The following is a 13,693-nucleotide window of genomic DNA, read 5'->3' as shown; positions in this document are numbered from 1 at the left end:
CGCGACGGCAACCGTAGTGTCACATCGGTGTTGCCGCGGTGAAAGGGATCCCCGATGACGACGGCCCGATACGAGGAGATCCTTGTCGCCGCGCTGGCGGTCTTCGCCGAGCGCGGCTACAAGAAGGCGTCCATCGACGCCGTGGCGGAGCGCGCCGGCCTGACCAGACAGGGCGTCCTGCACTACTTCCCGAGCAAGAAACGGCTGCTCCTCGCCCTGGTCCAGCTCCGCGAGGACCTCGCCCGCGAACACCTCGCCGCCCTCCACGCGGACGCCGGCGAGGACCTGCCAGGGCTGCTCGCCGAGGTCATCACCTACGACCACAAGAACCCCGGTCTCGCCCAGATCCACAGCGTTCTCGTGGCCGAGGGCGTCACCGGCAGCGACGAGGCACAGCGGTTCTGCCACGACTACTACCGGTCGATCCAGGACCACACCGTCGAGCACCTCACCGCGCTCTACGGCGACCGCGTACCCAGCGGTCTGACCCCCCGAGCCGCCGCCACCGCCGTGGTGGCGATGCTCGAAGGGGTCCAGCAGCAGTGGATGCTCGACGAGGAGCAGACCGACTACCCGGAGATCATCCGCGAGGTGATGGGTGTGCTGCTCGGGCCCACGCCTGTATGAAATCGGCCATGGCCGTCACGCTCTCGGGATGCAGACTCACCGCGTCCGGCCGTACCCGGAGGTCGACCGTGACACCGGAGCGGGCCGCGCGGGCGGCGAACGACAGCGAGTCGTCCAGCAGCGGATCGGTGCCCGCCACCAGCAGCTGAATCGGCGGCAGCCCGTGCAGGTTGGCGTGCAGTGGGCTGAGCAGCGGGTTGGTCCGGTCGGCGCCGGCCGCGAACCGGGCCGCGTGCAGCCGGAGTTCGTCGATGTCGAAGCCCGGATCGGCCGCCGCGTTGAACAGCAGACTCGGCGCGTCCAGCGTCAGATCGAGCAGCGCCGAAGTCAGCACCGCACAGTCCGGCTCCTGCGCCCCCATGTCCCGCAGCCGCACCAGCAGCGAGGCGGCGAGCCCGGCGCCGAGCCGCTCACCGGCCAGCGCGACCGGACCACGGGCCTGGCAAGAGCTGTACACGGCGTGCACGTCGTCGAGCGCCCCCGGGAACGACGACCGGTAGCGCGGGCACACCACAACTGCCCCCGTCCGCAGCGCGAGCCGCTCGGCCAGGTCCACCGCCGACTCCGGCGAGCCCGACAACTGCCGGTCGCCGTGCAGATACAGGATGACGAGATCGCTCGCGTCCGGCGGCCGTACGACCGGCCCGACCGGGCTCGACTCGACCCGCACCCGACCGTCGCCGACCCCCGCACGAGCCGTGTCCGCTCGTACGTCGGCCAGGTCCGCGCTCGCTCCGGTCGCCCCAACTCGTGTGTCACCCACGGGACATCACCCTCTCCGCTGCCTGCCAGTGCTCGTCGGACACCCAGAGGCGGGCGAAGGCGCGGGCCGCCTCCTCCTCCGGGACGGCTCCGCTCATCACGCGTTTGATCTCCCGCGCCGGATTTGTGGCCAGCGATCTGGCCAGGGTGCGCCAGCCCTCGGCGAAGTCGGCGCGGGGCAGCACCAGATCGAGCAGTCCGACGCGCTGTGCCTCGGCCGCGCCGAGTACGCTCCCGGCCCCGGCGAGCATCAACGCCCGCCCCCTGCCCACGAGTTGGGCAAGTCGCTCGGCGCCGCCCCACGCCGGCATGATGGCCAGGGCAACCTGGTTGAAGCCGATCCTGATGTCCTCGGCGGCGACCCGGATGTCGGCGGCCACGGCGACCTCGGCGCCGCCGCCGAACGCGTGCCCGTTCAACGCGGCGATCACCGGTCCGGGGAAGTTCGCGATGCGATCGCAGATCCCCCGCATCCGCAGGGCCATGGCCATCGCGTCCTCCTCGGTCCGGATCGCACTCAGCTGCTTGAGATCCCCGCCGGAGACGAACGCCCGGTCGCCGGCGCCCGTGACGACCAGCGCCTTGGCGCCCGAGGCCGCGTCGAGCACCTTGTCCAGTTCGTCCATCGTGCTCGGGGCGATGGCGTTGCGGGCCTGCGGACGGTCGATGGTGATGACCGCCAGGCCCTCGTCGAGTTCGAGATCTACGTCCATGGCCTCAGTCCTCGTATACGACAGTGACGTGCGGCGTGGTCGGCTCGCCCTGGCAGGTCAGGACCCAGCCCTCGGCGATCTCGTCCTCGTCGAGCGCGTTGTTGACACGCATCTTGGCCTCGCCTTCGGTGACTTGGGCGATACAGGTGGCGCAGTTGCCCGCCTCGCAGGAGAACGGCGGGGCCAGACCTGCCCGACGCGCGCTCTCCAGAAACGTCTCGCCGGAACGCTGCGCGAGCGTGTGCCGCTTGCCGGAGAGCACCAGCGTGAGGCTGCCTTCCTGCTCAGGGGTGTCCTCGGGCGGTGGATCGGCGGCCTGTGCGAACCGCTCGACGAAGATCCGTTCCGGGGCGACTCCATGGCCGAGAAGCGCGTTCTCCACCAGCTCCATGAAGGGCGCCGGCCCGCACAGGTAGAAATCCGCGTCCGTGTCGCCGCCCGCGAACTCCCGTACCTGGTCCGCCGTGACGAAGCCCTGCCGGTCGTCGAGGTGATGCCGGACCTCGAACCGGTCCGGATACCGCTCGGTCAACTCGCCCAGCACCGCAGCGAAGATGACCGCGCCGGCGTCCCGGTCGGCGGCCAGCACTCGTACCGGGCGCCCGGTGCCGGCCAGTGCCGACTTGGCGAGCGAGAGGACCGGGGTGATCCCGCTGCCTCCGCAGAACGCCACCACCGGAGCGGCGACTTCGAGGGACGCCTCGCCACTCTCTCTCAGACAGAACACCCCTGCGGGCAGGGTGGTTTCCACGACATCGCCGGGCGCGAGATGGTCGTGCATCCAGTTGGACACCAGGCCCCCCGGAACCCGCTTCACCGTCGTCATCAACTCGGCGTCCGTGTCCGGTGAACTGGACATCGAGTAACTGCGCAGCGTGCCGCAGGCCTTGATCGTCACGAACTGGCCCGCCCGGTATGGGAAGGGCGCGTCGAGTACGTACGTCCGGGTGTCGGGCGTCTCCTGGATGATCCGTGTGATCCGCACCGGGTGGAACCCGTGGTCTCGTCCCATGTGTGGAATTTACCTTCTCGCTCTGAGAGAGTGCAATTCTCAATGACGAGAGGAAGTTCCTGTCGTGCGAACGATCCCCGCTGAACTGGTCGACCGCTACGAGGCGGAGGGCTGGTGGACCCAGGAGACGATCGGCGACCTGCTGGCGCGGGGGCTGACGGCCGCCCCGGGGGCCGCGTTCCGGGTGCACTCGGCGGTACGGCCCTGGGAAGGGACCTTCGCCGAGGTCGAACTGACGGCCCGCCGACTGGCCGCCGGACTGCGCGAGCGGGGGGTCGGCCCAGGTGACGTCGTGGCGTTCCAACTGCCCAACTGGATGGAGGCGGCGGCGGTCTTCTGGGCGTCGGCGTTCCTCGGTGCGGTCGTGGTGCCGATCGTCCACTTCTATAGGCGCAAGGAAGTCGGCTACATCCTGGAGACCGTTGAGCCCAAGGTCCTCATCACCGCCGAACGGTTCGGACGCCTCCGCCACGACCCCGACCTGAGCGCGAAGATCCCCGTGGTCGGCGTCGTAGGGCGGGACTTCGACGAGCTGCTCGCCGACGAACCGCTGTCCGGCGTGCTGCCGACGGACCCGTCCGGACCCGCGCTGATCGCCTTCACCTCCGGAACTACCCGCGACCCCAAGGGAGTTGTGCACAGTCACCGCACCCTGGCCTTCGAGACCCGCCAACTGGCCGGCCGCTACCCGCCAGACCGCGGCGACCAGCTCACCTCCGCACCCGTCGGCCACTTCATCGGCATGGTGAACGCCTTCCTGATCCCCGTCCTCGACGGCAGCCCGGTCAACCTCGCCGACACCTGGGACCCGGGCCTCGCCCTGGAGTTGATGGCCAGCGACGGACTCACCGTCGGAGGCGGCGCCGCCTATTACATGACGAGCCTCCTCGACCACCCCGACTTCACCCCCGCCCACCTGGCGCACATGAAGTACGCGGGCCTCGGCGGCGCGGGCATCCCGAACGCGGTGACCAGAAGGCTGGCGGACCTGGGCATCACGGTCTTCCGGGCCTACGGCAGCACCGAGCACCCCTCGATCACCGCCTCGGCTCACACCGCGCCCGAGGACAAGCGCCTCTATACGGACGGAGACGCACTCGACGGAGTGGAGATCCGGCTGGCCGAGGACGGTGAGATCCTCAGTCGCGGCCCGGACCTGTGCCTCGGTTACACCGACCCCGCCCTCACCGACCGGGCCTTCGACGCGGACGGCTGGTACCACACCGGCGACATCGGCAGGCTCGACGAGGACGGCTACCTCACCATCACCGACCGCAAGGCGGACATCATCATCCGCGGTGGCGAGAACATCGGCGCGCTGGAGGTGGAGGAGGTTCTCCTCGCCCTGCCGGCCGTCGCCGAGGCCGCGGTCGTGGCCGCCCCGGACGCCCGCCTCGGCGAGCACGCAGCAGCCGTCGTACGACTGCGGACCGGCCACCCCGAACCCACCCTCGACGACCTGCGCGCCCACTTCGCCGCGGCGGGCCTGGCCCGGCAGAAGTGGCCGGAAGAACTGCACATCGTCGAGGACTTCCCACGGACCGCAAGCGGCAAGGTCCAGAAGTTCGTTCTCCGCAAGGATATTGCCGCCCATCAAGAGTGAGAATAGGATTCTCGCAATCTGCGAAGGAGGATCTCATGCCATCGCGTGTGCCGCCGTATCCGCTGTTCGACGCGGACAATCACCTGTACGAGACCGAGGACGCGCTCACCCGGTACCTGCCCAAGCAGTACGCGGGCGCCATCCAGTACGTGCAGGTGAAGGGCCGTACGAAGATCGCCATCCGCGGTCAGATCAGCGACTACATCCCCAACCCCACCTTCGAGGTCGTCGCCCGGCCCGGCGCCTGGGAGGACTACTTCCGCGAGGGCAACCCGGAGGGCAAGTCCCACCGGGAGCTGTTCGGCGAGCCGATGCGGTCGATCCCAGCGTTCCGCGAACCGGGTCCCCGCCTGGCACTCATGGACGACCTGGGCATCCAGCAGACCCTGATGTTCCCGACGCTCGCCAGCCTGGTCGAGGAACGCATGCGGGACGACCCGGAGTTGATCCACGTCGTCGTGCACGCCCTCAACCAATGGCTGCACGAGACCTGGCAGTTCAACTACAAGAACCGCATTTTCACCACGCCGGTGATCAGCCTGCCGATCCTGGACAAGGCGATCGCCGAGCTGGAGTGGTGCCTTGAGCGGGGCGCGAGGGCGATTCTCATCAGGCCCGCCCCGGTCCCCGGCTACGGCGGCTCGCGGTCCTTCGCGCTGCCGGAGTTCGACCCCTTCTGGAAGCGGGTCGAGGAGGCGGGCGTGCTGGTGGCCATGCACTCCTCCGACAGCGGCTACTCGCGCTACTCCAGCGACTGGGAGGGCAAGAGCCAGGAGATGACGCCGTTCCAGGCGCAGGTCTTCCGGATGATGTCCGAATGGCGCCCGGTCACCGACGCGGTGGCGTCCTGGGTCTGCCACGGAGCCCTGTTCCGCTTCCCGGAACTGAAGGTCTCGGTCATCGAGAACGGCTCTTCCTGGCTGCTCCCGCTCCTCGACCAGCTGGCCAGCACCTACAAGAAGCAGCCGAAGGGCTTCCTGGGCGACCCGGTCGAAGAGGTCAGGAAGCGGATCCACATCAGCCCGTTCTGGGAGGAGGACATGGCCGCGCTGTCCGAGGTCGTCGGAGTCGAGCGGGTCCTGTTCGGGTCCGACTACCCGCACCCCGAGGGGCTGGCCGACCCGGTGTCCTACATCGACGCGCTCCAGGGCATGAAGGAGGCCGACCAGGCCAAGATCATGGGTGGCAATCTCGCCCGGTTGATCGGCGTATGACCTGGGAGAGCATCCCGCAGATGGTGCTGAGCGCGGCCGACCGCTTCGGTGACGCCGAAGCCGTGGTGGACGGCCCGCTCCGCCTTACGTTCACCGAGCTGGTCGAGCGGGTGCGTGTGGCTGCGGGTGCGTTCGCGTCGGCCGGGGTGGAGCAGGGCGACCGGGTCGCGATCTGGGCGCCCAACTCCGCCGAGTGGATCATCGCCGCCTTCGGTCTCATGACCGCGGGCGGTGTGGTGGTGCCCGTCAACACCCGTTTCAAGGCCGAGGAGGCGCACGACATCATCGTGCGCAGCGGTGCGAAGGCCGTTCTCGTCCAGGAGGGCTTCCTCGGCCTGGACTTCAAAGCACCGCCCGGGGTTCCGGTGATCGACCTCAAGTCCGGCTTCCTGGCGAGCGGTTCACCCTTCGAGCGGAAGGTGACCGGCGACCAGGTCAGCGACATCGTCTTCACCTCGGGCACCACCGGCCGGCCCAAGGGCGTGCTGATGACCCACGCCCAGACGCTCCGCCTGTACGCGGAGTGGTGCGACCTGGCCGGGGTCAGGGAGGGCGACCGTTATCTGATCGTCAACCCGTTCTTCCACATCTTCGGCTTCAAGGCGGGCATGGTCGCGTCGCTCATCCGCGGCATGACCATCCTCCCCGTGCCCGTCTTCGGCGTGGACACCGTCCTCGACCTGGTCGAGCGCGAGAAGGTGACGGTCCTGCCAGGCCCGCCCACGCTCTACCACTCCCTGCTCACCGACCGCGGCTCAAGAGACCTGTCCTCACTGCGAGTTGCGGTGACCGGAGCCGCCGACATCCCCGTCGAACTGATCCGCCGGGTGATGACCGAACTGCCCTTCACCTCGATCATGACGGGCTACGGCCTGACCGAGGCGGGGACAGCGACCGCCACCCGGCCCGGCGACTCCTTCGAGGACATCGCCACCACCGTCGGCACCCCCTGCGACGGCGTCGAGGTCCACATCGCCGACGACGGCGAGGTGTTGGTCCGCGGCTACAGCGTGATGCGCGGCTACTTCAACGACCCCGAGGCCACCGCCGAAGCCATCGACCAGGACGGCTGGTTGCACACCGGGGACCTCGGAACGCTCGACGAGCGCGGCTACCTGAGGATCGTCGGACGCAAGAAGGACATGTTCATCGTCGGCGGCTTCAACGCCTACCCGGCCGAGATCGAGGGCTTCCTGATGGAACATCCGGCGGTCGCCCAGGCCGCCGTGATCGGCGTCCCCGACGAACGGATGGGACAGGTCGGCAAGGCCTTCGTCGTCCTCCGGGAGCCGCTGACAGCCGACGAGTTGATCGAGTGGAGCCGGCTCCGGATGGCCGGGTTCAAGGTGCCCCGGACCGTGGAGTTCCTGACGGAACTACCGCTGAACGCCACCGGAAAGGTGATGAAGGACCTCCTGCGATGACGCCTCCCACACCGCCCCAGGGCGACGACCTCGTCCGGACCGCGTCCGGCCTGCCCCTCAAACCGGTCTACGGCCCCGACGACGTCAAGGCCGAACCGCCCGCGCCGGGCAACTTCCCCTTCACTCGCGGCAATTACGCCACCGGATACCGGGGACGGCTGTGGACACTGCGCCAGTACTCCGGCTTCGGCACCGCCGAATCGTCCAACCGCCGCTACCACTACCTCCTCCAACAGGGCGGCACCGGACTCTCGGTGGCGCTCGACCTGCCCACACAGTGCGGCTACGACTCCGACGACCCCGAAGTCAGCGAGGAGGTCGGACGGGTGGGCGTCGCCGTCGACACGCTCGCCGACGCCGAGATCCTCTTCGAGGACATCCCCCTCGACAAGATCAGCACCAGCTTCACCATCAACGGCACGGCCGCGATCCTGCTCGCCTTCTACGTCGCCGCCGCCGAACGCGCGGGCGTGCCACGGGCGAAACTCACCGGGACGATCCAGAACGACATCCTCAAGGAGTACGCGTCCAGAGGCACTTGGATCTGGCCCGCCGAACCCTCCCTCCGCCTCATCGCCGACACCATCGAGTTCTGCGCGGCCGAAGTACCGCGCTTCAACGCCATCTCGGTCGCCGGCTCGCACTTCCGCGACGCGGGCGCCAACGCTGTACAGGAGATGGCCTTCACACTCGCCGACGGCGTCACCTACTGCGACACGGTGCTGGCCCGGGGCCGTATGACGATCGATCAGTTCGCCCCGCAGGTCTCCTTCTTCTTCTACACACACGGCGACTTCTTCGAGGAGATCGCCAAGTACCGCGCCGGACGCAGGCGTTGGGCGACCATCGTGCGCGAACGGTACGGGGCGGACAGCGACAAGGCGGCCATGTTCCGCTTCGGCTGCGTGGCCGGAGGTGCCTCGCTGTACGCGCCCCAGGCGCAGAACAACACCGTCCGCGTGGCCTACGAGGCGCTCGCCTCGGTCCTCGGTGGCGTCCAGTCGATGTTCACGGCCGCCTGGGACGAGCCGTTCGCCCTGCCCAGCGAGGAGTCGGCGACACTCGCGCTGCGCACCCAGCAGATCCTCGCCCACGAGACCGGCGTCACCCGGGTCGCGGACCCGCTCGGCGGCTCGTACTTCGTCGAGGCGCTCACCGACGCCACCGAGGCCCGCATCGTCGAGATCATGGAGGACCTGGAGCGGTACGGCGGTATGGTCCGGGCCATCGAGGACGGCTATCTGCAGACGCTCATCGCCGACGAGGCCTACCAGTTGCACCGCGAGGTCGAGGCGGGCACCCGGCCGGTGGTCGGCGTCAACCGCTTCGTCGCGGACGAACCGCCGCCCGACCTCGCCACGTACGAACTCGACGCGGAGGGCCGCGACCGGCAGCTGAAGCGACTCGCCGACGTCAAGGCAACCCGGGACGCGGCCCTCGTACGGCAACGCCTCGCCGAACTGGCCCGCGCCGCGGAAGGCACCGACAACCTCATGCCCATCCTGATCGACTGCGCCAACGCCTACTGCACGGTCGGCGAGATGGTCGCCGCGCTCAAGGCGGTCTGGGGCGAGTTCCAGCAGCCGGTGGTGTTCTGATGAAAGCCCGCGTACTGGTCGCCAAACCAGGGCTCGACGGACACGACCGAGGAGCCAAGATCGTCGCGCGGACACTGCGCGACGCGGGCTTCGAGGTGATCTTCACCGGTATCCGGCAACGCGTCGACGACATCGTGGCCGTCGCCGTCGAGGAGGACGTGGCCGTGGTCGGCCTCAGCATCCTCTCCGGCGCGCACCTCGCGCTCACCACCCGGGTGATCGAGGCACTGCGCGCCACCGGGGCCGAGGACATCGCCGTCGTGGTGGGCGGCACCATCCCGCCCGCCGACGTACCGAAACTGCTCACGGCCGGAGCCGCCGCGGTCTTCCCCACGGGCACACCGCTCGACGCCCTCGTCACCAGGATGCGCGCCCTGACATCCGTCACCTCGCCATGAGGCAGCAACCCGAAAACCTGGAGGAAGCGTGCGCATCGGAGTGATGATCGGGCCCGAGCGCGGAGACTCGGTCCGCAAGGTCACACGGATGATCGACGACGTGACATGGGCCGAGAAGGCGGGCTTCGACACCGTGTGGGTGCCGCAGATCCCGACCGACTTCGACGCGCTCACCGCGATCGCGCTGATGGGCGCGCGCACCGAGCGGATCGAACTGGGCACCGCAGTCGTCCCCTTGCAGACCCAGCACCCCATCGCCCTTGCCAGGCAGGCGATTTCGGCCCAGGCCGCGACGGGCGGACGCCTCGCGCTGGGCCTGGGACCGTCCCACCACTGGATCATCCGGGACATGCTGGGGCTGCCGTACGAGAAGCCGGCCGCCTTCACCCGCGACTACCTGGACGTCCTGGACGCCGCGTTCGCCGGAACGGGCGTTGTCGACGTTGAGAACGACACTTTCACCGTCCACAACCCGCTCACCCTCGCCCCCGTCTCCCGTCTCCCGGTCCTGCTCGCGGCCCTCGGCCCGGTCATGCTGCGCCTCGCCGGGGAGCGGGCCGACGGCACCGTGCTGTGGATGGCCGACGAACGCGCGGTCGCCGAACACGTCGTGCCCCGCATCACCAAGGCCGCCGAGAGCGCCGGACGCCCGGCACCCCGGATCGTCGCGGGCATCCCCGTCTGCCTGTGCGCACCCGACCGCGTCGACGAGGCCCGCGAGCGCGCCAACCGGATCCTCGGCGAGGCCGAGATCTCGCCCAACTACCAACGCCTGCTGGACTACGGCGACGCCCGCGACGTCGGCGACCTGTGCGCGGCGGGCGACGAGAACGCCATTGCCGCCCGCTGCAAGCGGTTCGCGGACGCGGGGGTCACCGATCTGTCCGTACGGCTGCTGCCCATCGGCGACAACCGCGACGAACTGGTCGCCTCCAAGTACCGCACCCGCGACATGCTCGCCGCCCTCGCCGCGGACCTGCGATGACCACCGGACCGCTCGACGGCATCCGCGTCCTGGAGGTCGGCCACATGCTGGCCGGCCCCTACGCCACGATGATGCTCGCCGATCTCGGCGCCGAGGTCACCAAGATCGAGCCGCCCGGCGGGGACATCTCGCGCCAGGTGAGCGACGCCTACTTCGCCAGCCTCAACCGCGGGAAACGCAGCATCCGGCTCGACCTCACGACCGACGACGGGCAGGCCCGGCTCGGTGAACTCGTCGCGGATGCCCACGCGTTGCTCGTCAACCTCAAGCCCACGGCCATTCACCGGCTGGGCCTGACGTACGACGTGCTGCGCAAGTGGAACGACCGGATCGTGTGCGTCGCGCTCACCGGATACGGCTTGGAGGCGGGCGACGAGCCCGCCTTCGACTATGTGGTCCAGGCGGCCACGGGCGTCGCCGCCCTCACCGGCGACCCGGACGGTCCGCCGACCCTGCCCGGCTACTCCTCCGCCGACAACTCATCGGGCCTGACAGCCGCGTTGGGGCTCCTCGCTCAGATCGTCTCCGGGCGCGGCGGTCAAGTCGAGGTGTCCTTGCGGGATGTGATGCTGTCTCAGCTCAACTACCGCGCCTCCGCCTACCTCAACGAGGGCGTGGAGCCGCGACGGCTGCCGCTCGGCGCGCACTCCTACTACGTGCCGGCCCAGCTCTTTCCCACCGCCGAGGGCTACTTGGCGCTCTTCATCACCCACGACGGCTTCTGGAAGTCCTTCGCCATGGAGGCCGGAGTCCAGGGATTCCCCACCATGGCCGAACGCGCGGAGCGCCGCGAGGAGGTGCTGGCAGCTGTGACGGATGCCCTGGCGGGCGACACCGCCGTGGCCTGGGAGGCGCGGCTGCGTCCGCTCGGGGTGCCTGCGGCCGCCGTAAGGACGCTGCCGCAGGCGTTGGCGGCGACGCCGGAGGCCGTGGTGACGGCCGGGGACTTCCGGCTGGTGCGCAGTTCCGTGCGGGTCGAGGGGTACGCGCCCGACTACGGGCCGCCGCCCCGCCTCGGCGAGCATGGCGTTTCCGGGGTGGTGGGGGAGTCGTGAGGGCGGAGGACCAGTTCCATCTCGGGCTCGTTGTCGAGGACTTCGAGGGGACGCTGGCCGAGTACTCGGCCGCGTTCGGGTACGAGTGGTGCGCCGAGATCGGCGGGACGGTTCCACTGACGCTGCCGACCGGAAACGCCGTTCTCGACATCAGCTGCGCGTACTCCCGGACGCTGCCGCGGCTGGAGATCGTCCGGCGTGTCCCCGGAACCCTGTGGGAGCCGGTGTCCGGCGGCGGTGTGCACCACGTGGGCTACTGGTCCGACGACGTCGCCGCAGATGCGGCCGAACTCACCCGGCAGGGTTTCACGACCGAGGCGACCAGGGCCGGTTCGGGCGGCGCGCCCTTCGCCTTCCTGCGCGCCCCGAGCGGACTGCTCGTGGAACTCGTGGACCGGGTGGCGCGGCCGGGACTGGAGAAGCTCTGGGACCATGGAGGAGGGGACGCATGACGACCGTGGGCATCGCGACCGGATCCGGGCGCGGCATGGGACTGGCCTGCGCGCGGCGGCTCACCGACCTGGTGGACACGCTGCTGCTGGTGGACCGGGACGAGTTGGCCGTGACCGCCGCGGCGAAGGAACTGGCCGCCGCGGACGACGAGATCGAGGTCGAGCCGTTCGTCCTCGACATCACCGACAGGGCCGGACTGGCCCAACTTGCGGCGCGGACGGCCGAATTGGGCACCCTCAGAGCCGTCTCCCACGCCGCCGGGATCTCGCCCACCATGGCCGACTGGCGGCGCATCTTGGAGGTCGACCTCGTCGGCACCGCACGCCTGGCCGAGGCACTCCGCCCGCTCGCCACCGCGGGGACGGCGATGGTCTGCTTCGCCTCGATGGCCCCGCTCCTCGGCAACCTGGAGGCCGATCCCGCCGTGGCGGAGATCCTCGACGACCCGCTCCGGGACGACTTCCTCGACCGGCTCCGTGACATCCTCGGGCCGGCCGTCGAGAACACCGGGCTCGCGTACGCGTGGGCCAAGCACGGGGTGCACCGGTTCGTACGGCGGGAGGCGGTGCGGCTCGGACCGTGCGGCGCCCGGGTGTGTTCCGTGTCGCCGGGCGTCATCGACACCCCTCAGGGGCAACAGGAGGCCTCGGCCCAGCCCGCCATGGCCGCTCTGGTGGAGCAGACGCCGCTCGGGCGGGTGGGCCGGGCCGAGGACGTCGCGGCTGCGGTGGCGTTCCTGTTGTCGGACGAGGCGGCTTTCGTCTCCGGGATCGACGTTCTCGTCGACGGTGGGGTCTGTGCGGCGGTGCGAGAACGCGGCGGGCGGTGACCGGTCAGCGGCTGTCGGAGGCGGGGCGCGGCGTGGACGGAGCGCGCCGCTTCCTCAGCGCCGACGTCCGCTGCTGCGCCGGGCGGACCAGCCGGACCCCACACCGGCCGAGTGCGCGGCGAGGAAGGCGAGCCCGAGAAGCATGAGGCTCGTAGAGCTGAAGACGAGCTGCGTCGACGTCTCGGTGACACGGATGATGAAGGCGATGAAGAAGAGCGCGGCCGCCACGAATGCAAGCATCTGAAATTCCCCTACGGATAGACGGCGAGCCACCAGTGATCCCGGTGGCTGCGCCGTTGTCTCCCGAGTGCCCCGCATGATGCCGAACACTCATGCGGGTACCGCGGGGCGTGCCGGCCCAACTGCCGTTCAGGCAAGGGATTCCGAGCGCTGGACGGTGCCCGTGAGGCCGGTGGCGTCCTGGCCCGCGAGCAGGACGGCGGCCCGCGCCATCGCCTCCGGCGGCTCCACCATCTCCGGCGGAATCTCCCGGCCGCCGCCACCCGCCTGCCAGCCCTCCGTGAGCACCACCCGTGACGGAGCAAGGCAGTTGACGGCGATGTTGTCCTTCCGCAGGTCGGCGGCGAGCCCCAGATAGAGGCGCTCGACCGCCGCCTTGGACACCCAGTACGCGTTGGCGCCCCGGTCCGTCATGCCCACCCCGCCGGTCGTCACGGCCACCAACGACCCACCGCCACGCGCGCGTACGTGCGGGATCACCGCCCGGGTCACCAGGAACACCCCGGTCAGATTGACGTCCAGACACAGCTGCCAGCGCCTGAGAGGTGTCGACTCGACCGGGCCGAGCCACAGCACCCCGGCGTTGGCGACGAGAATGTCGATTCCGCCGAACTCCGCGACCGTGGCGGCGACAGCCGCGTCGACCGACGCCTCGTCGCTCACATCGCAGGGCAGAGGCAGCCCACGTCCGCCCGCCGCTGCTATCCGGTCCGCGACCGAGTGGATCGTGCCGGGCAGCCGGCCCTCCCGTTCGGAGCGCGCGGCGACCGCGACCGAGGC

15 protein-coding genes are annotated in these 13,693 nt (G+C 69.9%); 10 read left to right on the top strand and 5 right to left on the bottom strand.

Annotation, left to right across the window (positions count from 1 at the left end):
- The first annotated feature begins 54 nt into the window (after window positions 1-54).
- Window positions 55-627 (top strand): TetR/AcrR family transcriptional regulator, encoded by a 573-nt coding sequence (locus R6V09_RS09335; RefSeq protein WP_317880881.1) that lies wholly within the window; start codon window positions 55-57, stop codon window positions 625-627.
- On the opposite strand, the gene R6V09_RS09330 is transcribed toward R6V09_RS09335, so the two are convergent.
- From R6V09_RS09330 to R6V09_RS09320, 3 genes are read right to left on the bottom strand one after another with little or no spacing between them, the layout of a single operon-like run.
- Window positions 581-1,390, bottom strand: coding sequence for an alpha/beta hydrolase fold domain-containing protein (locus tag R6V09_RS09330; RefSeq protein ID WP_317880880.1), 810 nt, complete (start codon window positions 1,388-1,390; stop codon window positions 581-583). The genes R6V09_RS09335 and R6V09_RS09330 overlap by 47 nt on opposite strands.
- Window positions 1,383-2,102: an enoyl-CoA hydratase/isomerase family protein gene (locus R6V09_RS09325; RefSeq protein WP_317880879.1), complete on the bottom strand. Its 720-nt coding sequence runs from the start codon at window positions 2,100-2,102 to the stop codon at window positions 1,383-1,385. Before R6V09_RS09325 ends, R6V09_RS09330 begins: the two co-directional genes overlap by 8 nt.
- A 4-nt stretch (window positions 2,103-2,106) precedes the next feature.
- The gene (locus tag R6V09_RS09320) at window positions 2,107-3,114 is read right to left on the bottom strand and encodes a ferredoxin--NADP reductase (RefSeq protein WP_317880878.1); all 1,008 of its coding nucleotides are present in this window, start codon (window positions 3,112-3,114) and stop codon (window positions 2,107-2,109) included.
- 64 nt (window positions 3,115-3,178) lie between these two features.
- Between R6V09_RS09320 and R6V09_RS09315 the strand changes: the two genes are divergently transcribed.
- The 9 genes from R6V09_RS09315 to R6V09_RS09275 are packed head-to-tail and all read left to right on the top strand — an operon-like array spanning window position 3,179 to window position 12,673.
- Complete coding sequence (locus tag R6V09_RS09315; protein ID WP_317880877.1) at window positions 3,179-4,717, top strand: AMP-binding protein; 1,539 nt, start codon at window positions 3,179-3,181, stop codon at window positions 4,715-4,717.
- Window positions 4,718-4,752: 35 nt separating this feature from the next.
- Window positions 4,753-5,931, top strand: coding sequence for an amidohydrolase family protein (locus R6V09_RS09310; protein ID WP_317880876.1), 1,179 nt, complete (start codon window positions 4,753-4,755; stop codon window positions 5,929-5,931).
- Window positions 5,928-7,355, top strand: a complete 1,428-nt coding sequence (locus tag R6V09_RS09305; protein WP_317880875.1) for a FadD3 family acyl-CoA ligase — start codon at window positions 5,928-5,930, stop codon at window positions 7,353-7,355. Before R6V09_RS09310 ends, R6V09_RS09305 begins: the two co-directional genes overlap by 4 nt.
- Window positions 7,352-8,953, top strand: a complete 1,602-nt coding sequence (locus tag R6V09_RS09300; protein ID WP_317880874.1) for a methylmalonyl-CoA mutase family protein — start codon at window positions 7,352-7,354, stop codon at window positions 8,951-8,953. Before R6V09_RS09305 ends, R6V09_RS09300 begins: the two co-directional genes overlap by 4 nt.
- A complete protein-coding gene (locus tag R6V09_RS09295; protein ID WP_317880873.1) occupies window positions 8,953-9,351 on the top strand; it encodes a cobalamin-dependent protein in 399 nt (132 codons plus the stop codon). The genes R6V09_RS09300 and R6V09_RS09295 overlap by 1 nt, the downstream gene beginning before the upstream one ends.
- Before the next feature lie 28 nt (window positions 9,352-9,379).
- Window positions 9,380-10,336: an LLM class F420-dependent oxidoreductase gene (locus R6V09_RS09290; RefSeq protein ID WP_317880872.1), complete on the top strand. Its 957-nt coding sequence runs from the start codon at window positions 9,380-9,382 to the stop codon at window positions 10,334-10,336.
- Complete coding sequence (locus tag R6V09_RS09285; protein ID WP_317880871.1) at window positions 10,333-11,391, top strand: CaiB/BaiF CoA transferase family protein; 1,059 nt, start codon at window positions 10,333-10,335, stop codon at window positions 11,389-11,391. Before R6V09_RS09290 ends, R6V09_RS09285 begins: the two co-directional genes overlap by 4 nt.
- Window positions 11,388-11,843: a VOC family protein gene (locus R6V09_RS09280; protein WP_317880870.1), complete on the top strand. Its 456-nt coding sequence runs from the start codon at window positions 11,388-11,390 to the stop codon at window positions 11,841-11,843. The genes R6V09_RS09285 and R6V09_RS09280 overlap by 4 nt, the downstream gene beginning before the upstream one ends.
- A complete protein-coding gene (locus R6V09_RS09275) occupies window positions 11,840-12,673 on the top strand; it encodes an SDR family oxidoreductase (protein ID WP_317880869.1) in 834 nt (277 codons plus the stop codon). Before R6V09_RS09280 ends, R6V09_RS09275 begins: the two co-directional genes overlap by 4 nt.
- Before the next feature lie 54 nt (window positions 12,674-12,727).
- On the opposite strand, the gene R6V09_RS09270 is transcribed toward R6V09_RS09275, so the two are convergent.
- Both R6V09_RS09270 and R6V09_RS09265 read right to left on the bottom strand, forming a co-directional pair.
- Complete coding sequence (locus R6V09_RS09270; protein WP_317880868.1) at window positions 12,728-12,913, bottom strand: hypothetical protein; 186 nt, start codon at window positions 12,911-12,913, stop codon at window positions 12,728-12,730.
- Window positions 12,914-13,042: 129 nt separating this feature from the next.
- Window positions 13,043-13,693 (bottom strand): SDR family oxidoreductase (locus R6V09_RS09265; RefSeq protein ID WP_317880867.1); only part of this gene is annotated, 651 nt, incomplete at its 5' end.

Origin of the sequence: Streptomyces sp. W16 (assembly GCF_033194735.1) — a bacterium.
Classification (GTDB): domain Bacteria; phylum Actinomycetota; class Actinomycetes; order Streptomycetales; family Streptomycetaceae; genus Streptomyces.
This window is presented reverse-complemented; position numbering and strand designations above follow the sequence as displayed.